This is a genomic window from Natronoarchaeum sp. GCM10025321, from assembly GCF_042663585.1.
In the GTDB taxonomy this organism is placed as follows: Archaea; Halobacteriota; Halobacteria; order Halobacteriales; family Natronoarchaeaceae; genus Natranaeroarchaeum.
Genome location: NZ_JBHTAN010000006.1, coordinates 162,069 through 181,439 on the forward strand (window position 1 = coordinate 162,069; position 19,371 = coordinate 181,439).

A 19,371-nucleotide genomic window follows, 5' to 3' on the forward strand; every position below is an offset into this window, starting at 1 on the left:
TATCCAATGCGGGCGGCGTACCAACCGGGAGGGGGCTGGTCAGCATCGGTTATATAGATGTTTACTACATATATTGTAAACTTCTTCGGCAACCACGCGCCGCCGTATCAGCCGGTGAGCGTATGCGAACGAACTCAGCGCGATAGACCGTAAAACCCGCATACTGGGAGTAGAGGCCCTGAAAGACGGTTCTGTGTCGCCACATCTATTACGCTCTGGCGTCTGAGTCCCAATAGATGAACGATCTTCCGGACTCCGTTGGGTTTCTACTGGCGGACGAGCCGTCACCCGAACAGCGTGCCGCGCTGAACTGGGCGACCAACGCCGGGATCGAGGCCGACCGAGTCAGTTTCGGCGACCTTGCAGAGGGGACGGTCTCGCTGTCACGCTACGACGTCCTGTGGTGGCACCGCAACGAGACCGTCGACACTGCCGAGCGGCTTGACGCCTGTATCGACCCCATCTCGGAGTGGGTCGAAGACGGGGGCGGCCTGTTGCTCTCACTCCGGGCAGTCGAAGCGGTCGCACCGCTGGGGATCGACCCCGTTGCCCCGGACGCGACTGGCGAGGTCGAACCGGAACACGAGATCGGACTCCTGTGCAAATCGATCTACGCCGACCGGCCCGTCTTCGGCGGGTTCGAAGACCTCCGTCTTCCGACCCGCTCGGCACACGGCACCCAGCAGTTCGCACGGTACGACGCGGTGTTGCCAGAGCACGGCGACGTGCTGGCGAGTACGATCCGTGCGAAAGAAGACGTTCCCCACCAGCCAGCGCTGATCGGCTGGCAGGTCGGCGACGGCGACGTCGCCGGACTCGGGACGGCAGTGACCTTCGCCGGCGAAACCACAGACCGTTGTGATTACAACCGGACGGCGCTCCTTTGCAATCTCCTGTCGGTACTGGATGGCGAGGAACGCCTGACCGAGGGTCGACCGAAAGACGTCGAACAGCTAACGACGATGCGCGAGACGCTGGCGACCGACCCCCACCGACCGCAGTACCACGTCACGTCGCCCGCGAACTGGCTCAACGACCCGAACGGACTCATCCACTGGAACGGCGAGTTTCACGTCTTCTACCAGTACAATCCCGGTGGGCCGTATCACGACACGATCCACTGGGGCCACGCTGTCAGCGAGGACCTGGTCCACTGGGAGGACCGGCCCGTCGCGCTGACGCCCTCGCTCGACGGCCCGGATCGGGACGGCTGCTGGTCCGGGTGTGCGTTCGAGGACGACGGCACCGTCCGGATCATGTACACCGGCGGGCGCGGTGACCTACAACTTCCGTGTCTGGCCACTGCGACCGACGAGCGACTCGATTCGTGGGAGAAAGACCCGGAAAACCCGGTGATAGACACCCTGCCGGTGGACCCGCCGCTCCGGTCGACCGACGACTGGGCAGTAGAGTTTCGCGATCACAACGTCTGGCAGGAGGACGATACCTGGTACCAGCTGATCGGTTCGGGCGTCGAGGACGGCGGTGGCACCGCCCTGCTGTACTCCTCGAGCGACGACGAACTCAGACAGTGGTACTACGAGGGGCCGATCCTCACGGGCGATCCGGAAACTGATGGCTCGATGTGGGAATGTCCCGAACTGCTCGACCTGGGCGAGAAACAGCTACTCCACATCTCGAACTACGACGAGGTCAGATATTACCTCGGGGAGTACGAGGACGGCGAGTTCGAGACGGAGCGCACGGGCCAACTCGACTACGGCGACTTCTACGCACCACAGTCGCTTCGGACAGACGACGGACGGGTTCTGACCTGGGGCTGGATCTGGGAGGCCAGAGACGCGAGCGCCCAGTGGGACGCGGGCTGGTCGGGCGCGCTCTCGCTCCCTCGGGAGATCGAACTGGCCGACGACGGCACCCTCCGCCAGCGCCCGGCAGCCGAACTCGAATCGCTGCGCGAGCGACACGTCCACGAGGGGGGCCGATCGCTTCGCGGCGAATGGGAGACGCTCGACACGAGCGGCATGGCGTACGAGCTATCGGCCGAGATCAAACTCGACGATGCCGAAGCCTTCGAGATCGTGATCGGCGAATCGCCGGACGGCGAGGAACAGACACCGATCAGATACACGCGCGACAGCCAACTCGTCGTGGACCGGAGCCACTCCAGCCTCGACGATCATACCTCTAAAATGCCCGATCAGATGCCGATCTCGCCGATCGACGAACCCCTCTCGCTCCGACTGTTCGTCGATGGCTCGGTCGTCGAGTTGTTCGCAAACGACCGGCACTGCCTGACGACGCGGATCTATCCCACGCGCGCCGACAGCGATATGCTCTCCATCCACGCGAAGGGCGGGACAGTAGAGCTACCGGAGTTCGACGTCTGGGAACTCGGCCGAGCGTGGGGCGAGGGCGGCCCCATGTCGAAAGAGGCTGTCGCCGCGCGCACCGATTAGACGTCCTTTCGGACGAACCAGACCGTGCTGGCACCGACGAGCACGAGGGTAATCCCGATCAGGACTGCCGCCCCGACCGGATCGTAGACGTTCTTCAGGAGGATCTCGTTCGGATCGAAATAGCGCATCGGCGCGATTGCGCCGGCCGCCTCGTACTCCGTCCCTTCGAGCAACGAATCCACGAGAAAGAGCGCAAACGTGCCGCCGAGGGCGACCCGCTGGGCGACTCCCGTCCGGTCAAACGCGACCGAACAGAGCAGGCCGATCCCCGCACAGGCGAACAGATAGGGGATCGCAAACAGATGGATCGCCGCCAGCGCGGCGAGTGCGATGGACTCGTCGATCAGCCAGACGCTCACGAGGATCACGGGCGGGACGAGCACGTTGACGAGAACGATCGGCACGGCCAGCGAGGCAAACTTCTCCGCGAGCAATCGCGGTCTCGACACCGGCATCGCCAGCAGCGTGTCCATCCGACCCCGATCGACCTCGTCGGCGATCACGCCAGCGGCGCTGTAGGCCATATACAGTCCGAGCAGGATGACCCAGCCGAAGACGTATAGCTCGAAGGAGAGAAAGCCCTCGATCGACGCCATGGTTTCGACGTCGAACAGTTGGATGAGTTGGGGCGGATACGCCTCCAGTAGCTCGTCACCGTCGAAAGAATCGCTAAACGACGGGTAGACCCAGATCACCATCGCCGCCAGCGCGGCCATCCCGGCGGAGAGATAGATACTGCCTCTGATCCGCTTGGTACCGTCGTACCGCAGGAACTCGAACATTAGCGCTCACCGTAGAACTGCAAGAAGACGTCTTCGAGCGGTGCCTCTTCGATCGACAGGTCGAGCAGTGTGTACTCGCCGAGGTGGGCCAACAGCGTGTTGATGTCGCCGGTGAACGTGAACGTACACTCGGTGAACGCATCGGCCGTGTCGACGTCTCGTCCTGCCGTTTCGAGGTCGTGGACGCCCGCTACGTCGAGGGCGTCGAGCGGGATCGACTCGTCGGCGTGAATCCTGACCGACTTGCCGGTCCGTTCCAGCAGCGCGTCGATCGGTTCGATCGCCGCCAGTCGACCCTCACGGATGATGCCGACGCGGTCGCAGAGTCGGCGCACTTCGCTCAAGACGTGTGAGGAAAAGAACACCGTCACGCCGTCGCGTTTCTCCTCGCGGAGGAACTCTGCGAAGCGCTGTTGCAGGAGTGGATCGAGCCCGCTGGTCGGCTCGTCCAGTACGACGAGATCCGGATCGTGCATGAACGTCGTAACGAGACCCAACTTCTGGACGTTCCCCCGAGAGTAATCACGAACCGGCCGATCGAGCGGTGGCTCGAACAACTCGATCAGTTCGTCCCGGCGCTCGTCGCCCTTGACGGCGGCGTGCAGGTCGAGAATCTTCGTGCCCGTCGCGTCTTCGTCGAACCCCGGCTCGTCGGACAGATAGCCGATCCGGCGTTTGGCCTCGATGAGGGCCGAACGGTCCGTGATGTCGTGGCCGAGCACTCGCGCGGAGCCGCTAGTCGGGGAGATAAAGCCCAGCAGAGTCCGTATCGTCGTCGTCTTGCCAGCCCCGTTCGGGCCGAGATAGCCGAAAATCTCGCCGGTCGCGACCTCGAAGGTGAGGTCGTCGTTGGCGAGGACTTCTCCGTAGTCCTTCGTCAGACCGTCGAGTTCGATAGCTCCCATACTGGAGGCTACTCTCTGACACCTTTTGATTATACGGGTAGGCTGATACGAAGTTGGGGTGGGGGACCAGGTGGGTCAGTACTCGCCGCCGTCGTCGGCCGAGAGCCGGTACTCGGTGAGAAGCCTCGGGAGCGCCTCGCGCTTCAGGGGGAGGTGGCCGTGCTCCAGCGCGCCGAGGATTCGCGTCTCCGCCCCGTCGAGTTCGATCCGGAGCGTCGGGGCGAGCGTGCCACCGAAGCGACGCTGCTGTTCGACGGGCGGAAGCCCGGCGACGTCGTCGAGGGAGAGTCCGCGAAGGTCGTAGTAGTTGAAGAAACTGCTGACCAGTAGCTCCTCGCTGTGCGGATAGGCGAGCCACGAGTAGGTCTGGAACGGCGCGCTCGCGGGGTTGGTCGCGACCAGCCCGGAGCCGTTCAACGGCTCGAACTCGCCGCGAAGCGAGTCGGCGACGAACCCGTAGAGGGCGTCGTGTCCCTCCAGTCCGGGGGCGAACGTGTGCTTGTGACTGGAGACGAACAGGTAGTACGAGCCATCGCGGACGATCATGTGTGGGCGTTCGAGTTCCTGATTCGTCGCGACGCTTTCGAGCAACGGTTCCTGGAGTTCCCAGTCGGTCGGATCACCGGTCGTCGAGACGGCGAGGCCGACGCTCCCGTTGAACTCCTCGTGGACGGCATCGCAGTCGTAGGGGTTGTCGCTCTCGGAGACGGGCGTGTTCGCCTCGAAGAGAAGACACGTCTCGCCGGTCGCCGGATCCTCGAAGAACCACGGGTCGCGGAAGGTGTAGATCATGCCGCGGGACTGCTCTTCGCGCTCGTAGAACTCGCCGTCCGGTTCGAGCAGGATCTCGTGGGACCACGGTCCGTCGACGGAGAGGCCGTCGGCATCGGTGGTGACCGCTCCGCCCGCGCCGACCGCGATGCGCTGCTGGTAGCTCAGTTCCGCTTCGTCGCGGTAGCCCGCGGCCGTGTAGTAGACGTAAACGGTGCCATCGTCGTCGTAGAGCGCGGACCCGGCCCACTGCCGGGAGCCGAAGGCATCGCCGTCGAAGACAGGGCCACCGCAGGTCCACGTCTTCCCGTCCTCCGAGTAGAAGTACCGGATCGTCGCCACGTCGTGGCGCTTGCCGGGCAGTAGCTCTTTGGACGCGGACAGCGAGAAGATGACGCGATAGCCGTCGATTTCGGCGATCGAACCGTCACGATTGCGGAGTAGCCACGTATCCCAGATGTGGACGTCGTCGTCGGTCTCCTGCTCGGGTGGGTAGACGATCGGTGCGACCGTCGCGTCCGATCGCTTGATTCCTGCCGCCTGCTCTCGGGTCCAGCAGGGCGTCGACGTCTCCCTGGAACCGCCGATCGTCTCATCTCTCATACACTGATGTGCGCCCGGGGCGGAAAAAACAGTTCCGTTTTTTGACTGCTGGTAACAACGGCCGTTGTAACTTATCACTATTCCTGACAGGCCGTGCTGTCGGAGTCGAACGGTTCGTCGGTGCCCCCGTGACTCGCCAAGCCGAAGCCGATTTACCGCCTGCACCGCTACGATCCCTCAATGAGCAAGCCGAGCCCCGAAGTCTACGAGCAGGGGAAGGGCATGGACGCCCACAACAAGGTGATGCGGGAGATCCGCTCGGAGAAAGACGCGACCTACGACCCACACGAACCGACCCGGGTCTGGATCGACGAGGACAACACGCCCGACGGCGTCTACCAGAGCCTGACGATCATTCTCAACACTGGCGGCTGTCGGTGGGCGCGGGCCGGTGGCTGTACGATGTGTGGCTACGTCGCCGAGAGCGTCGAGGGGGGCAGTGTGAGCCACGACGCGCTGATGGACCAGATCGACGTCTGCCTCGATCACGAGGCGAGCGAGGCCGAGGAGAAGTCGGGACTGATCAAGATCTACACGAGCGGATCGTTCCTCGACGAGCGCGAGGTCCCGGCGGAGACGCGCCAGGGCATCGCCGAGACCTTTGCGGATCGGGACCGGATCGTCGTCGAGAGCCTGCCCGACTTCGTCGAGCGCGAGAAGATCGAAGATTTCACCGAACAGGGTCTGAAGACGGATATCGCAGTCGGTCTCGAAACGGGAACCGACCGAGTGCGCCGGGACTGCGTGAACAAGTACTTCGAGTTCGAGCAGTTCATCGAGGCCAGCGAGATGGCCGAGGCGGCGGGCGCGGGCATCAAAGCATATCTGCTGATGAAGCCGCCGTTCCTCTCGGAGTCCGAAGCCATCGAGGACATGATCCGATCGGTCGAGAAGTGCGCCGAGTACGCCCACACCGTCTCGATGAACCCGTGTAACGTCCAGCGCTACACCATGGTCGACGAACTCCACTTCCGCGGCGGCTACCGGCCGCCGTGGCTCTGGAGCGTCGCACACGTCCTCGAAGAGACGGCCGACGCCGACGCAATCGTCGTCTCGGACCCGGTCGGCCACGGGAGCGACCGCGGCCCGCACAACTGCGGGGACTGCGACGACCGTGTCCAGCGCGCTATCAAGGACTTCGACCTCCGGCAGGACCCGAGCGTCTTCGAGCAGGTGACCTGTGACTGTGAGCGAACCTGGGACGCCGTCGTCGAGCGGGAGACGCTGTACAACGGTCCGCTCACGCGGTAGGGCATCGAGTATCCGGTGACTACGGCCACCCAAACGGTCACTGCTGGAGAGTACGCTCCTCGTTCGATCAGGTATGCGGCGTGTACTGAATACCCCCGATAATGGAGTGTGAAACGTGCTACGAGGGGGAGCGCAATGACCGAATCGGAGTCAGACCTGGAGAACGGCGAGCCAGAGATGGTGTATCACCCGGACGGCGAACTCGAACTCCGCGACGGCACCGAGACTGATCGCTGGATCACGACCGACTCGCCAGCAGAGGTCCGCCAGTAGCGACTGCTCGCGCCATCGCTACTGAACAGTACCAGTTTTCGGTACAGCTACTGGGCTTCGAGTTCCTCGTCCGCCAGCGCCCGCGGGACAGCGATGATCACGCGGGTGCCGTCGACGCCGTCCGTCTCGAACGAGAGGGTACCCCCCGACTGCGTGACGACCCAGTTCACGAGCCACAGCCCAAGCCCGCTCGCATGGCGTAACTGCGTGATCTCTCTGTCATCATCGAGGAGTTCCCATTCCGCCCTCGGGATGCCGGGACCGTCGTCCTCGATAGTAACTGTCACGTACTGGTCGTCCGTCGAGACGTCCACAGAGACGCTTGCTACTCCCTCGTTGTGGACGATGGCGTTGTCGAGAACGTGACGGATCGCCGTCCGGAGCATGTCGTCCGCTCTCGCGTGCGCGCTGTCGGGTATCGATAGCGACAGCTCCACACTGTCGTGTTTCCCTTCGATAGAGCCGGCCGTTGTTTGCACCGTTTCGACGACGTCGACCGAACCCAGTTGTCCCTCGTCCCGTTCGAGCGTCTGTTCCACAGCACGGGTCTTTTCGGCGAGCGAGATCAGTTCGTCGGCGCGTCGCTGGATCGTCTTCGCGTACTCGTGGCCGTCGCCGTCGGCTGACTCCAGCATCTCGGCACAGCCTTTGACGATATTCATTCCGTTGCGCAGGTCGTGTCGGAGTACTCGATTCAGCACCTCGACACGCTGTCGCTGTCGTTTCTGATCGGTTATGTCCGTGTAGACGCCGTAGGTGATCGGACTGTCTTCGCCCAGATCGACGGGGACGACTGTCAGGCGGAACTTCCGCCGACCGCTCGCAGTCTGGCGTTCGACTTCGGTTTCGACGAGTTGGCCCTGCCGTCCGCGTTCGTTGAGTTCGGCCGCCCGCTCGACACTCTCTGGCGGGACGACGAACGCGTCGAGGGACTCCCCGCGAAGTTGGTCGATGTCGTAGCCGAACGTTCGCTCGAAGGCGGGGTTGGCTTTGAGAACGATGGGAACGTCGCCCTCGTATCGGACGCTCACGACCGGATCGGGAACGTTCTCGAAGAGGGCGGCGAAGCGGTCCCGCTCGTCCACGAGCCTCGCCTCGACGTCGATCCGCTCGACGGCATTGGCGACGTGCGCGAAGAGCAGTTCCGCTATCTCCGCGTCGTCGTATTTGAACGCGTCGGGGGTGGTCGTCCCTGCCTGAAACACGCCGCTGTCGCCGACCGGAACGCTGAGCAGGGATCGAATCGCGGTCTGCTGTGCCGGTCGGCGGCGCTCGTGGAGGTCGTCGACGATGAACGTCTTGTCCCCCCGAACCGTTCGCTCGTGGATCTGCTCGTCCAGAGCGTCCGCGGGATACTCCTCACCGTCGATTGTAGCCGCTGGGGCGTGCCAGCGGGTCTCACTGTCGTCGGTGGTCTGCAGACAGCAGACGTCCACTTCTAGCACGTCGAGGACGGCGTCGAGCGCGATGTCGTCGATCGTCTCGGCGGTCCGGGTGTTCTCTAACTGCGTGGCGGCCCTGTGGACGCTTTCGACGTTTCGTTTCCGCTCGCGGAGTTCCTCCTCCATGCGCTTTTGTTCGCTGATGTCACGGACCGACCCGACAGTTCCGTTAAAGCGTTTTTCTCCGGGGAGCAGCGACATGATCACCTCGCAGGGGATCCGCTCGCCGTCGCTCTGGATCAGTTCGACCTCGTAGCTCTGCACGTCGGGGCCGTCCTCGTCGAGCATCTGCTGGATGAGCTTTCGTCCTCGCTCGATATCCTCGTCGGACATGAGCCGCGAGACGTGCGAGCCGAGCAGTTCCTCGCGGGAGTAACCCGTCATCGAGGCGATGGCCTCGTTCAACATCGTGTAGCAGCCGTCAGTGTCGAGCGAGTAGACCCCGTCGCCGACAGTCTCGACGATCAGGTCGCGCCGTTCGAGTTCCCGCTTCCGCTCGCCGGTGCCCAGTTCCGGTGCTGCGTCGACGGCGGCCCGGACACGCTCGACGAGTTCGGTGTCTATCTCTTCCGGACTCACGTAACCGTCGACGCCGGCGTTGAGTGCGGCGGCCAGGTCGATATCGTCGTCCGGGGCACAGAGCACGAAAGGGCGCGGACAACTCGCCTCGAATGGGGGCTGCCAGTTGCCACTGTCCGTGTCCGCCGTACTGACTATGCAGTCGATCCGTGTCGACGCGAGCAGCGAACGGAGATTCGACCCGTCGTCGGTGACGACCGCGAGTGCGGACGTCTCTAGAGCGTGTTCGATCCTGTCTCGGACGGCCTCCGGCCGTCCGACGACCATGGCCGTGGTTTTATCTGACATGTGACAGCTCTCGGTCTGGCTTGAGCAATGCCCGCCACTGTCTTTAATGTTTGACCGACCTGTCGGTGTCGCCTGCCAGTAAATGATTTTCGACTGACTGGTACGTACCTTATTTTATCTGCTGCTACCAATCTAACCAGCAAGTATATTTCTCAAATAATAGATTTCTGTTATAACTCACTACTACCTGATAATTAGCCATCTATTATCAATCTCGGATACAGAAATATGCCACACGGTATTGGTCGTCTCGACCGGCGTGCGTTTCTGAAATCCGGGGTAGCAGCAGGGACACTCCCGAGTGTCGCGGGCTGTCTGGCCGAGGACCCCGAGGAAGAGGTGGAGTTCGTTGTTACACTCTCGCAGTTCCCCGACACCATCGATCCGCTCGATCACATTACGGGGGACTACTTCGACGTGTACGACCACATCTACGAGCCGTTGTTCGACTTCGAGCTCGGCGAAGGGATCTTCGCACGGGTCGTCGAGGACTGGGAGGCCCAGGGAGACGGGACGACGTGGTGTTCTACAACGGCGACGACCTGACCGCCGACGACGTCGCCATCGAGTAAGCGGAGTTCCGGGCGGTGATGAACGTCCGCGAGCGGATCGAGGCCGAAGGGAGTGAAGCGAATCGCGAGCGACACCGTCAGGAGTTCTTCGACCGTCTCGCGGACCGACTGCTCGACGTCTCACTGTCCGAACCCCACCGCTCGCGCGTCGAGCAGGCGTTTACCCACCTCGCCGACGAGGAGTGGGACGCGGCCGAGACACTGCTCCGGGAGCACTACGAGAGCGTCTGCGAGACGACCACGCCACAGCTACAGGACGAGCACCATCCCGCAGCCTGTCACCTCTACGGGGGGGCGACACCGGACAGCGATTAATATGCTGGCGGGAGAGTGTTTTAGGAATGTATGGATATAAGGACAGAACGCTTATACGGTATTGAACATATATCGTATATATGAGCGTACGGGAACACGATTCGGAACCGGAGACGAATATTCCAGAAGAAATCGGTAGCACTTCGGTAGAATTCCTGCACGATAACACAGTTGATCCGAACGAACTGACGCTTTTCAGCCCCGGTGCGGAACGCATCACAACCGAGTGGATCACGGCGGACGTGTGTACCGCGGTCGCCCTCGACGACGCACGGTGAACTGGCCCGCTCTGTTACGTACTCGAAAAGCCCTGTAGAACGCCCTGTCCGTCGGTCGCCCCGACGTCAGGCAGCGTCGCGCGCTCGGGATGGGGCATCAACACGGCGACGTGGTCGTCCTCGCCGAGGATGCCGGCGACGTTGTCTTTCGAACCGTTCGGGTTCGCCGCCGCGGTCACGTTGCCATCTTCGTCGCAGTACCGGAAGAGCACGCGGTCGGTCTCGCGCAGGTTGTCGAGGCGGTCGTCGGTGATCTCGAAGCGACCCTCGCCGTGGGCGATGGGAATCTCGATCACGTCACCCTCCTCGTAGGCCTCGGTCCACGGCGTGTCGGCGTTCTCGACGCGCAGATAGACGTGTTCGCACTGGAACCGCGCGCTCTCGTTGGTGGTGAACGCGCCGGCGGTGAGGCTCGACTCGGAGCCGATCTGTGCGCCGTTGCAGACGCCAAGGACGGGTGTGCCCTCGTCGGCGGCCGCCCGGACGTCGTCCATGATCGGCGAGCGAGCGGCCATCGCTCCCGCTCGCAGGTAGTCGCCGTACGAGAAGCCGCCGGGGAGAACGATGCCCTCCGTCTCCTCGGGCAGGCCGTCCTCGTGCCAGACGATTTCGGCGTCGACGTCGAGATGATCGAGCGCCCGGATGGCGTCCCGGTCGCAGTTCGAGCCGCCGAATCTGATCACTGAGACAGTCACAACGACCACCTTCGAGTGGGAGAGACGGGCTCGGTGATAGGGACTGAGACCGTCATCGTTCGTCGACGCCGACGTCGTAGTCGTGGATCGTCGGGTTGGCGAGCAGTCGCTCAGCCATCTCCTCGGCACGCTCCCGGGCCTCCTCCGAGGAGTCGGCATCGAGGTCGATCTCGAACCGGTCCGCCGAGCGGAGTTCGGCTAGCTCGAAGCCGAGGCGTTCGAGCGCCTGTTTGGTCGTTTCCGCTTCTGGATCGAGCACGCCCTGCTTGAGCCGCACCGTGACCGTGGCGGTGTAGGCAGTCATCGGCTGTACGTGGACGTCCGTGCGCAAAAACACTTGTGACTTGCCGTGCGTATCCACGAACGTGGATACTTTCGGCCGATCGCTAGCTGGGAACGACGCCCCTGCGAACGCGTCTCTGGCACGGGAAATCGGCGAAAACAAGCCTTTTTACCGCCGCCGCTCAGGATTCGACTGATGGAAGCAACTGATCCCGCCCGGAGGTGGTCGCGTTGACGAACGATCTGACAGAGATCACGGTGATCGGAGACGACGCCACCGGACTCATCGCGCAGTTCACCACGCTGATGTTCGAGCGCGGGATCAACATCGAGGATCTGGATCAGGCCGTCCGCGACGGACTGTTCCGTATGACGATGACCGTCGACACCGAGGAGATGGTCTGTACGGAGCAAAAGCTCCGCCACGACCTGCAGGAACTCGCCGACGAACTAGAGGTCGACGTCCAGGCACGGTTCCCCGCCGACCGGGAGACTCAACAGATCGCCGTCCTCGTCACCAAGGAATCGCACTGTCTCGAAGCGCTGTTCGAGGCCTGGGCCAACGATACGCTCGGCGCTGACATCTCCGTCGTCATCGGCAACCACGACGACCTTCAGCCGGTGGCCGAGCAGTATGGCGTCCCCTTTTTCGACATCGGCGACGAGAAAGGGACCCCCGACGAGGCGGAACTGCTCGACCTGCTCGGGGAGTACGACGCCGACCTGATCGTACTGGCGCGGTATATGCGCATTCTCAGTCCGAACGTCGTCTTCCGGTACGAGGATCGGATCATCAACATCCACCCGAGCCTGCTCCCCTCGTTCCCCGGCGCTCGTGCGTACGAACAGGCGATACAGGAGGGCGTCCGGATCGCCGGCGTCACCGGCCATTACGTCACGACGGATCTCGATCAGGGCCCGATCATCACCCAGCGAGCGTTCGACGTGCCCGACGACGCCATCCGCGAGGATCTGAGAGAGCGTGGTCAGCCTCTCGAAGCCGACGCCCTGCTCGAAGCGGTTCGGCTCCACCTGAACAACGACGTCTCGGTCCACCGCGGCCGGACGAGTCTGCGCGAAAAAGCGGAGGACTACCAACTCGGTCTCACCGAGGAAGCCCGCAAAGCCAACCCCGACCGGCCCGTCGATGGACTGGGCGAGGCCATCGCGGGGAAGTCGACCTCCGACGTCGAAAGCGAATCGGCGGACGACTAGCGATTATCTCCGGGACGGCTACCCGTTCTCTTCGAGCCGTTTTGCGATCGACGCCAGACTGTCGTCCGGCGATTCGCTCGCGTCGTAGAACACTCGGTCGCCGGGTTCCCGAATCCCGTATTTGAACTCCGGTTCGATCTCGTCGACCAGCACGGAGCCGCCGAGTTCCAGAGCCGCGGCGTCGATCCACTCCACGAGCCGGTTCGGTGCGGAGCCGGGGTCGCGGGCGAACGAGGGATCGTCGTAGATACCGGGGATCCGGAGGCCGCTTGCGGAGTCGGTGATCCGGGCGTGGCGCTCGTCACCGTTGAGGACGACGCGAACGACCTCGCCTTCGGGGTATTCGACGCCCGACTCGGCGGGCAGTTCGATCGCCGCCCGGGAGGTTCCACCCCGGCGCACCAGGGTCGCTCTGACGGTCGTGATCGAGTCGTGATCGGAGGGAAGACGGTCGGCCATCGGTGATCACTCGGTCGGCATCACTGATAAACTCCCTGTCGGTGACCGTCGGTTGAGCAATGAACTGCAGAGCGCGGCGGCTACGGGGTCGACAGGGCGTCGAGAGAGGAGAAGAGCCTACTCTTCGTCGGTGAGCAGTTCGTCGACGTCGCCGTCGCCGTGCTCGCTGATCTTGGCGTTGATCTGTGCGACCGCATCGCTGACCTCGCTACCGCGAACGGTGACGCGCCGTCGCTCGCCCTGGCGCGACGGTTCGTAGCCCGTGCCGCCCGTGAGGAGCACTTCGCGAAGGTTCGGACCGGAGACGTCCGCTCGCATCGGTCGGCCCGCGTCGTCGGAGCCACCGGTGAGTTCGAGTTCGAAGCCGTCGAGGCCGACTGCACCGCCGTCGACGGTTTCGCCGAGGGATTTGCCGAGGAACCGGTTGGCGTCCTGTTCGTCTACTTCACGCTGATACGTCGTACCCGTCTCGGGGTCGGCGACGACGACCTGAAAGTTTGCCATACCCGGAATCAATCGGCGGTGACTCAAAAGCGTATTGAAACGGTGTTCTGCCCGCGATGCCTTGCCGAGGGTGGTTCGCCGCATCCGGAGCGCTCTCCGGTACTGGCGGTGCCCACGCTTCGGTATGTCCCGGACGCTCTCGCCGCCCGACCACAAAGGCGAGGGAAGTCTGCCCGTCAGTCGGCCGGTCGTGCCTCTCCCGACGCGGATACGCCCGGCAAACTCGGGAGTTCCAGATCGGTGCGACGGAGGAACTGGGCGTTGATCGCGACGATCACCGTCGAGAGCGACATCAGGAGCGCGCCGACCGCGGGTGAAAGCAAGATCCCGACGGGAGCCAGGACGCCCGCTGCGAGCGGGAGCGCGACCACGTTGTAGCCGGCCGCCCAGACGAGATTCTCCTGCATCTTCCGGTAGCTTGCGCGGGACAGTGTCACGAGGCGGGCGACGTCCATCGGGTTGTTCTGGACCAGAACGATGTCCGCCGACTGGACCGCGACGTCCGTCCCGGAGCCGATGGCAATCCCGACGTCCGCACGCGTCAGCGCGGGCGCATCGTTGACGCCGTCGCCGACCATCGCCACGAGAGTGTCTCCCTCCTGGAGTTCGGTAATCGTCTCGTCCTTGTCCTCCGGCAACACCTCGGCGAACACCGTGTCGATCCCCAGTTCCTCGGCGACGGCGTGGGCGACGTCCTCGGAGTCCCCGGTCAGCATCGCGACTTCGATACCGAGTTCGTGAAGCGCGTCGACGACCTGATAGCTCTCCTCACGGACGACGTCGGCGAGCGCGAATGCGGCGACTGGAGCCTCGTCCCGGAGGAGATAGACTACCGTCTGGGCCTTCGCTCCGGCCTGGTCCGCGAAGACAGTCAGTTCCTCGGGGACGTCGGTATCGAGATGCGACAGCAGGTTCGGCCCGCCGACGTGCACGGTCTCGCCGTCGACGCTCGCACGCACTCCGCGACCCTTGAGCGCCTCGAACTCCGTGGCGCTGGGGGTGTCAAGACTCCGATCGGTCGCGGCCTCGCGAATCGCCTGTGCGATCATGTGCTCCGAATCGCCTTCCACGGCCGCAGCGAGTGCCAGCGCCTCGTCCCGGTCGATGTCCGCAACAGTCGTCGCGTCGACGACGCCCTGCTCACCCTTCGTGAGCGTCCCGGTCTTGTCGAAGACGACCGTATCTAGCTCTCGTGCCCGCTCCATCGCGACCCGATCGCGAATCAACATGCCGTTTTCGGCGGCCAGCGACGTGTTGATCGCGACGACGAGCGGGATGGCAAGCCCGAGCGCGTGCGGACAGGCGATCACGAGGACTGTCACGACCCGTTCGACGACCGTGGCGCCGAACGAGACGGCGACGGTCCATGCGATGCCCGTCACGACTGCCACCGCCAGAGCGACGTAGAACAGCCAGCCTGCCGCGCGGTCGGCGAGTTGTTGTGTTCGGGACTCGCTCTCCTGGGCCTGCTCGACGAGGCGCATGATGCCGGCAAGCGTCGTGTCGTCGCCGGTAGCGTCGATCCGTACCCGGAGACTGCCGTCCCTGTTTATAGTACCGCCGATCACTTCCTCGCCTGGCTCCTTCGGTACGGGTTTGGATTCGCCGGTGATCATCGACTCGTTGACGGTCGAGTCGCCTTCCTCGACGACGCCGTCAGCGGGAACGTTCGCCCCCGGTCGGACGAGCACGAGGTCGCCTTCTTCCAGTTCGCTCACTGGGATCTCTTCGATATCCCTGTCATCGGTGACGCGCTCGGCGGTGTCGGGAAGCAGTTTCGCTAACTCGTCGAGGGCGCTAGACGCCCTGCGGATCGACCGCATCTCGATCCAGTGGCCCAGCAGCATGATATCGATCAGTGTCACGAGTTCCCAGAAGAACGTCGATGTCGTCGGGACGATCACGCTCGCGAGACTGTAAACGAACGCGACGGTGATGGCCATCGAGATGAGCGTCATCATCCCCGGTGCTCGGTCCCTGAGTTCCGGGGCCGCCATCCGGAGGAAGGGGACCCCACCGTACGCGAAGACGACGACCGAAAATACCGGCGTGATCCACTCGCTGCCGGGGAACGCGGGGACCGAGAAGCCGAGCCATTCCTGGAGCGTCTCGCTGTACAGGAGGACCGGAATCGAGAGCAGCGTCGAGACGAAAAAGCGTCGGCGGAACATCTGTTCGTGTCCTTCGTGCATACCGCCGCTACCGTGGCCAGTCCCCCGATCCGACGGTTCTCCGGACGCGTTTCTGTGCTCGTCCATGCGCTATCTCCGAGTGAGCCTACGATTTCCGAGAGGAAAATATCCGGCCCGTCGGGTGCCCCCGGATCGCCGAACGAGCGCACAGAGCGATTGGGGGTCGATAGCTCTCCCTCTACTGACCCGATCGACGGGGTCAAACGGCCAGAACGGTTAGCCGTCGACGATGGAAGTTCGATTTCTCGGCGGCGCGGGCGAAGTCGGCCGGAGCGCCCTGCTCGTCGACGACTCCCTGCTTCTCGATTTCGGCATGCTCACCGAGACCCCGCCGCAGTTTCCGGTCGAGACGCCGACGCCCGACGCGGTGGTCGTCTCCCACGGTCATCTCGATCACGTCGGGACGCTCCCGGCACTGCTGTCGGGCACTGAGCGCCCGCCGATCCACTGGACGCCGCCCACGCGGGAACTGGCGCTCACGCTCGCACGTGATACGCTGAAACTGCACGGCGGCACCCTCCAGTGCCCGTTCACCGAGACCGACGTCCAGCGCATGACGCAGGTGTCGGAAACCCACGGCTACCGGGACCCGTTCGAGGCCGCCGGCTACGAAATCACGTTCTACAACGCCGGACACATTCCGGGGAGTGCCCACGTCCTGATCGACGACGGGGACACCCGACTGCTGTACACGGGCGACTTTCACACCGGCAACAGCCAGGGTGCGGACGCCGCCTCGGGCCGCACGAACGGGGGCGTCTCCCCAGTGAACGGCCAGCGTCTGGTATCGGAGACTACCGCTCGGCCCGACGCCGACGCCGTAATCTGTGAAAGCACCTACTCCGACGCCGAGCACGAGAACCGATCCGTCGTCGAGGAGCGGTTCACCGAGAGCGTCGAGACGACTCTCTGGGAGGGCGGCACCGTCGTCGTCCCCGCGTTCGCCATCGGTCGCACTCAGGAGATGCTGCTGATCTGTGAGGCCCACGATATCCCCTGTTACGTCGACGGGATGGGCAAGGAGGTGACGCGAATGCTGTTGCGCCATCCCGAGTTCGTCCGGGATGCCGACGCGCTCCGACGGGCGAAATCCCACGCACGGTTCGTCACGGGTCGGGACGGCCAGCGAAAACGGATCACCGACCAGAAGGCGGCGATCATCACCACCAGCGGGATGCTCTCTGGCGGCCCTGCCATGACCTACATCCCCGAGATCCGGTCGAATCCGATGAACAAGATCACGATGACCGGCTATCAGGTCAAGGGGACGCCCGGCCGAGACCTGCTGGACACCGGCAGCGCCGAAATCGACGGCCGGATCATGCCGGTCAGTGCCCGGGTCGAGCAGTACGACTTCTCCGCACACGCCGACCGCGATGGCTTGCTCGGGTTCCTCGACGAGTACCGTGACGTACCGGTACTCATCAACCATGGCGACCGCTGTGACGCCTTCGCCGAGGAACTGCAGGGTGATGGAATCGAGGCGCATGCGCCGGACCTCGACGCGACGGTTGACCTCTGAGCGGCGGAATCGAGGCGCATGCGCCGGACCTCGACGCGACGGTTGACCTCTGAGCGGCGGAATCGAGGCGCACGCGCCGGACCTCGGCGAGACAGTCGAACTCTGAGCGCCGGACTTTTCTCCCGACCGGACCCAGAACCTCTATGGAAGCTGACGAGATCGACCCTGAGGTCCAGCGGATCCTCTCCCGGCGCGAGCGTATCGAGCCATTGCTCTTCCCGCGGCGCTCCGTGCGCTGGATGCGCCTCGTGATGCGCGGGCTGAACTGGCTTCAGAACAGGAACCCGCCGGCGGTCGGCGCGACGACCGACCGGACCATCGACGGCCCCGGCGGCGACCTGCCGATCCGAATCTACGAACCGGATGCCGAAGGGCCGTTTCCAACGCTGGTGTTCTTCCACGGCGGCGGCCACGTCATCGGGAATCTGGAGAGCCACGACGTGCTCTGTCGCCATCTGACCCGGGAGACTGGCTGTGTGGTTGTGGCGGTCGACTACCGCCTCGCACCCGAGCACCCGTTCCCGGCGAACGTCGAGGACGCCTACTGTGCGACGGAGTGGGCGGCCGACAACGAGGCGCTCCTGAACTCGAACGGCCAGTTGGGAGTTATTGGCGACAGCGCCGGTGGCGCGCTCGCGGCCGTCACGTCGCTGATGGCGGCCGAGCGCGATGGGCCCGAAATAGATTATCAGGTGCTCATCTATCCCGGCATCAACGTCCGGGACGAACAGGAGTCGGTCCAGGAGCATGCCGGAATCGTCCTCGAGAAAGCGGATCTGGAGTGGTTCTGGGAGTGTTACTTCGGCAGTGACATCAACTTTCGGAACCCCTACGCGAACCCGACCATGGCCTGTGACGTCTCGGACGTCCCGCCGGCGACGGTGATCACGGCCGGCTTCGACCCCCTGCGAGACGGCGCGAAGGTCTACGTCGAACAGCTCGTCGACGACGGCGTGTCGGTCCGGTATCGCAACTACGAGTCGATGGTTCACGGCTTCATCACGATGCTATCAGGGGCCGAAAAAGTCGATCGCGCCCACGAAGCGATTGCGGGGATCGCCGACGACCTGGACGACGCCTTCGGCGATTCGGCCTGAGTGCTCTGCCCGTCTCGAACAGTCCGCCGATACCAGCAGCCATACCTGCCGGGACGCCGAACCGCCTGTCATGGTCGACAATCAGAGCGACACGTTCGCGATCGGCGGCGAGGACACGGTGCATCGGCTCGGCTACGGTGCGATGCGGATCACTGGCGAGGATATAATCGGCGAACCCGACGACGTCGAGAACGCACACGAAGTGCTCCGCCACGCCGTCGATCTGGGTGTCGACTTTATCGACACTGCGGATTCGTACGGCCCCGGCGTCAGCGAACGCCTGATCCGCGAGGCGCTCCTCTCGGATCCGGAGTACCGTGACGAGGTGCTCGTCGCGACGAAGGGCGGCCTGCTCCGCCAGCCGGACGGGCAGTGGCTTCCGCGTGGCGATCCGGAGTACCTCCGGAACGCCCTCCTGTGTTCGATCGATCGGCTCGGCGTCGATCAGATCGACCTGTACCAGCACCACCGCCCGGATCCCGAGACGCCCTTCGAGGACTCGATTTCGACGCTCGCAGAGCTACAGGACGATGGTTACATCAACCACGTCGGCGTCAGCAACGTGACCGTCGAACAGCTAGATCAGGCCCGCGAACTCGTCGACGTCGCGACGGTCCAGAACCAGTACAACATCACCAACCGGGAGGACGAGGCCGTCCTGCAGGCGTGTGAGAACTACGACATCGGATTCATTCCGTGGTTCCCGCTCGCGGCCGGCGACCTCGGCGAGAAGGCCGACGTCATCGAGTCCGTCGCGGCCGAACAGGACGCCTCGCGCTATGGGATCGCGCTGGCGTGGCTGCTCGAACACTCCGACGTGACCCTGCCGATTCCGGGCACCTCCTCGATCGAGCATCTCGAAGCGAACGTCGCCGCCTCGGCGATCGAACTCACGACCGAGCAGTACGCCCGCCTGTCCGAGTAGC

General features: G+C 63.9%; 18 protein-coding genes and 1 pseudogene. 10 read left to right on the forward strand and 9 right to left on the reverse strand.

The window, feature by feature from the left end; all coding sequences use genetic code 11:
• Positions 1-236 precede the first annotated feature (236 nt).
• Entirely contained in the window at positions 237-2,420 is a 2,184-nt protein-coding gene (locus ACFQL3_RS03525; protein ID WP_377051450.1) for a GH32 C-terminal domain-containing protein, read from the forward strand.
• Here ACFQL3_RS03525 and ACFQL3_RS03530 read toward each other — a convergent pair.
• The 3 genes from ACFQL3_RS03530 to ACFQL3_RS03540 form a co-directional block, all read right to left on the reverse strand.
• The gene (locus tag ACFQL3_RS03530; protein ID WP_377051452.1) at positions 2,417-3,202 is read right to left on the reverse strand and encodes an ABC transporter permease subunit; all 786 of its coding nucleotides are present in this window, start codon (positions 3,200-3,202) and stop codon (positions 2,417-2,419) included. The two genes, ACFQL3_RS03525 and ACFQL3_RS03530, sit on opposite strands and share 4 nt — an antisense overlap.
• Complete coding sequence (locus tag ACFQL3_RS03535) at positions 3,202-4,107, reverse strand: ABC transporter ATP-binding protein (protein WP_377051454.1); 906 nt, start codon at positions 4,105-4,107, stop codon at positions 3,202-3,204. Before ACFQL3_RS03535 ends, ACFQL3_RS03530 begins: the two co-directional genes overlap by 1 nt.
• 75 nt (positions 4,108-4,182) lie before the next feature.
• Complete coding sequence (locus ACFQL3_RS03540; RefSeq protein WP_377051456.1) at positions 4,183-5,481, reverse strand: glycoside hydrolase family 68 protein; 1,299 nt, start codon at positions 5,479-5,481, stop codon at positions 4,183-4,185.
• A gap of 180 nt (positions 5,482-5,661) precedes the next feature.
• Between ACFQL3_RS03540 and ACFQL3_RS03545 the strand changes: the two genes are divergently transcribed.
• Positions 5,662-6,732 (forward strand): archaeosine biosynthesis radical SAM protein RaSEA, encoded by a 1,071-nt coding sequence (locus ACFQL3_RS03545; protein WP_377051458.1) that lies wholly within the window; start codon positions 5,662-5,664, stop codon positions 6,730-6,732.
• 135 nt (positions 6,733-6,867) lie between these two features.
• A complete protein-coding gene (locus tag ACFQL3_RS03550) occupies positions 6,868-7,005 on the forward strand; it encodes a hypothetical protein (RefSeq protein ID WP_377051460.1) in 138 nt (45 codons plus the stop codon).
• 47 nt (positions 7,006-7,052) lie between these two features.
• On the opposite strand, the gene ACFQL3_RS03555 is transcribed toward ACFQL3_RS03550, so the two are convergent.
• The gene (locus ACFQL3_RS03555) at positions 7,053-9,314 is read right to left on the reverse strand and encodes a PAS domain S-box protein (protein ID WP_377051462.1); all 2,262 of its coding nucleotides are present in this window, start codon (positions 9,312-9,314) and stop codon (positions 7,053-7,055) included.
• Between the two features lie 228 nt (positions 9,315-9,542).
• Here ACFQL3_RS03555 and ACFQL3_RS03560 point away from each other — a divergent pair.
• From ACFQL3_RS03560 to ACFQL3_RS03570, 3 genes and pseudogenes are all read left to right on the forward strand, one after another.
• A pseudogene (locus ACFQL3_RS03560) lies at positions 9,543-9,877 on the forward strand (peptide ABC transporter substrate-binding protein); the annotation flags it as partial.
• A 27-nt stretch (positions 9,878-9,904) separates the two neighbouring features.
• Positions 9,905-10,201 (forward strand): hypothetical protein, encoded by a 297-nt coding sequence (locus ACFQL3_RS03565; protein ID WP_377051464.1) that lies wholly within the window; start codon positions 9,905-9,907, stop codon positions 10,199-10,201.
• A gap of 80 nt (positions 10,202-10,281) precedes the next feature.
• Positions 10,282-10,479 (forward strand): hypothetical protein, encoded by a 198-nt coding sequence (locus ACFQL3_RS03570; RefSeq protein WP_377051466.1) that lies wholly within the window; start codon positions 10,282-10,284, stop codon positions 10,477-10,479.
• A 14-nt stretch (positions 10,480-10,493) separates the two neighbouring features.
• On the opposite strand, the gene purQ is transcribed toward ACFQL3_RS03570, so the two are convergent.
• Together purQ and purS are read right to left on the reverse strand one after the other, a co-directional pair.
• Positions 10,494-11,174, reverse strand: coding sequence for a phosphoribosylformylglycinamidine synthase I (gene purQ, locus ACFQL3_RS03575; protein WP_377051468.1), 681 nt, complete (start codon positions 11,172-11,174; stop codon positions 10,494-10,496).
• Positions 11,175-11,226: 52 nt separating this feature from the next.
• Positions 11,227-11,478 (reverse strand): phosphoribosylformylglycinamidine synthase subunit PurS, encoded by a 252-nt coding sequence (gene purS / locus ACFQL3_RS03580; protein ID WP_377051470.1) that lies wholly within the window; start codon positions 11,476-11,478, stop codon positions 11,227-11,229.
• Between the two features lie 209 nt (positions 11,479-11,687).
• On the opposite strand from purS, the gene ACFQL3_RS03585 reads away from it, so the two are divergent.
• Positions 11,688-12,671 carry a formyltetrahydrofolate deformylase gene (locus ACFQL3_RS03585; RefSeq protein ID WP_377051472.1) on the forward strand — a complete coding sequence of 328 codons (984 nt, stop codon included), beginning with the start codon at positions 11,688-11,690 and terminating at the stop codon, positions 12,669-12,671.
• An 18-nt stretch (positions 12,672-12,689) separates the two neighbouring features.
• On the opposite strand, the gene ACFQL3_RS03590 is transcribed toward ACFQL3_RS03585, so the two are convergent.
• From ACFQL3_RS03590 to ACFQL3_RS03600, 3 genes are all read right to left on the reverse strand, one after another.
• The gene (locus ACFQL3_RS03590) at positions 12,690-13,130 is read right to left on the reverse strand and encodes a DUF7112 family protein (RefSeq protein ID WP_377051474.1); all 441 of its coding nucleotides are present in this window, start codon (positions 13,128-13,130) and stop codon (positions 12,690-12,692) included.
• Positions 13,131-13,247: 117 nt separating this feature from the next.
• Positions 13,248-13,634, reverse strand: a complete 387-nt coding sequence (locus ACFQL3_RS03595) for a 30S ribosomal protein S6e (protein ID WP_377051476.1) — start codon at positions 13,632-13,634, stop codon at positions 13,248-13,250.
• A 176-nt stretch (positions 13,635-13,810) separates the two neighbouring features.
• On the reverse strand, positions 13,811-15,826 hold the full coding sequence (locus tag ACFQL3_RS03600; RefSeq protein WP_377057000.1) for a copper-translocating P-type ATPase: 2,016 nt from the start codon (positions 15,824-15,826) through the stop codon (positions 13,811-13,813).
• Positions 15,827-16,055: 229 nt separating this feature from the next.
• Here ACFQL3_RS03600 and ACFQL3_RS03605 point away from each other — a divergent pair, with 229 nt between their 5' ends.
• From ACFQL3_RS03605 to ACFQL3_RS03615, 3 genes are all read left to right on the forward strand, one after another.
• Complete coding sequence (locus tag ACFQL3_RS03605; RefSeq protein WP_377051478.1) at positions 16,056-17,348, forward strand: MBL fold metallo-hydrolase; 1,293 nt, start codon at positions 16,056-16,058, stop codon at positions 17,346-17,348.
• A 143-nt stretch (positions 17,349-17,491) separates the two neighbouring features.
• Positions 17,492-18,445 (forward strand): alpha/beta hydrolase, encoded by a 954-nt coding sequence (locus ACFQL3_RS03610; protein ID WP_377051480.1) that lies wholly within the window; start codon positions 17,492-17,494, stop codon positions 18,443-18,445.
• Between the two features lie 70 nt (positions 18,446-18,515).
• Positions 18,516-19,370, forward strand: a complete 855-nt coding sequence (locus tag ACFQL3_RS03615) for an aldo/keto reductase (protein WP_377051482.1) — start codon at positions 18,516-18,518, stop codon at positions 19,368-19,370.
• Position 19,371: the final 1 nt, after the last annotated feature.

Coding starts and splice junctions, on each gene's coding strand:
- ACFQL3_RS03570 (WP_377051466.1), top strand. CDS start 10,282: ATGAGCGTACGGGAACACGATTCGGAACCGGAGACGAATATTCCAGAA.
- ACFQL3_RS03535 (WP_377051454.1), bottom strand. CDS start 4,107: ATGGGAGCTATCGAACTCGACGGTCTGACGAAGGACTACGGAGAAGTC.
- ACFQL3_RS03550 (WP_377051460.1), top strand. CDS start 6,868: ATGACCGAATCGGAGTCAGACCTGGAGAACGGCGAGCCAGAGATGGTG.
- ACFQL3_RS03590 (WP_377051474.1), bottom strand. CDS start 13,130: ATGGCCGACCGTCTTCCCTCCGATCACGACTCGATCACGACCGTCAGA.
- ACFQL3_RS03555 (WP_377051462.1), bottom strand. CDS start 9,314: ATGTCAGATAAAACCACGGCCATGGTCGTCGGACGGCCGGAGGCCGTC.
- ACFQL3_RS03565 (WP_377051464.1), top strand. CDS start 9,905: ATGAACGTCCGCGAGCGGATCGAGGCCGAAGGGAGTGAAGCGAATCGC.
- ACFQL3_RS03610 (WP_377051480.1), top strand. CDS start 17,492: ATGGAAGCTGACGAGATCGACCCTGAGGTCCAGCGGATCCTCTCCCGG.
- ACFQL3_RS03615 (WP_377051482.1), top strand. CDS start 18,516: ATGGTCGACAATCAGAGCGACACGTTCGCGATCGGCGGCGAGGACACG.
- ACFQL3_RS03540 (WP_377051456.1), bottom strand. CDS start 5,481: ATGAGAGATGAGACGATCGGCGGTTCCAGGGAGACGTCGACGCCCTGC.
- ACFQL3_RS03595 (WP_377051476.1), bottom strand. CDS start 13,634: ATGGCAAACTTTCAGGTCGTCGTCGCCGACCCCGAGACGGGTACGACG.
- purS (WP_377051470.1), bottom strand. CDS start 11,478: ATGACTGCCTACACCGCCACGGTCACGGTGCGGCTCAAGCAGGGCGTG.
- ACFQL3_RS03605 (WP_377051478.1), top strand. CDS start 16,056: ATGGAAGTTCGATTTCTCGGCGGCGCGGGCGAAGTCGGCCGGAGCGCC.
- ACFQL3_RS03530 (WP_377051452.1), bottom strand. CDS start 3,202: ATGTTCGAGTTCCTGCGGTACGACGGTACCAAGCGGATCAGAGGCAGT.
- ACFQL3_RS03525 (WP_377051450.1), top strand. CDS start 237: ATGAACGATCTTCCGGACTCCGTTGGGTTTCTACTGGCGGACGAGCCG.
- ACFQL3_RS03545 (WP_377051458.1), top strand. CDS start 5,662: ATGAGCAAGCCGAGCCCCGAAGTCTACGAGCAGGGGAAGGGCATGGAC.
- ACFQL3_RS03600 (WP_377057000.1), bottom strand. CDS start 15,826: ATGCACGAAGGACACGAACAGATGTTCCGCCGACGCTTTTTCGTCTCG.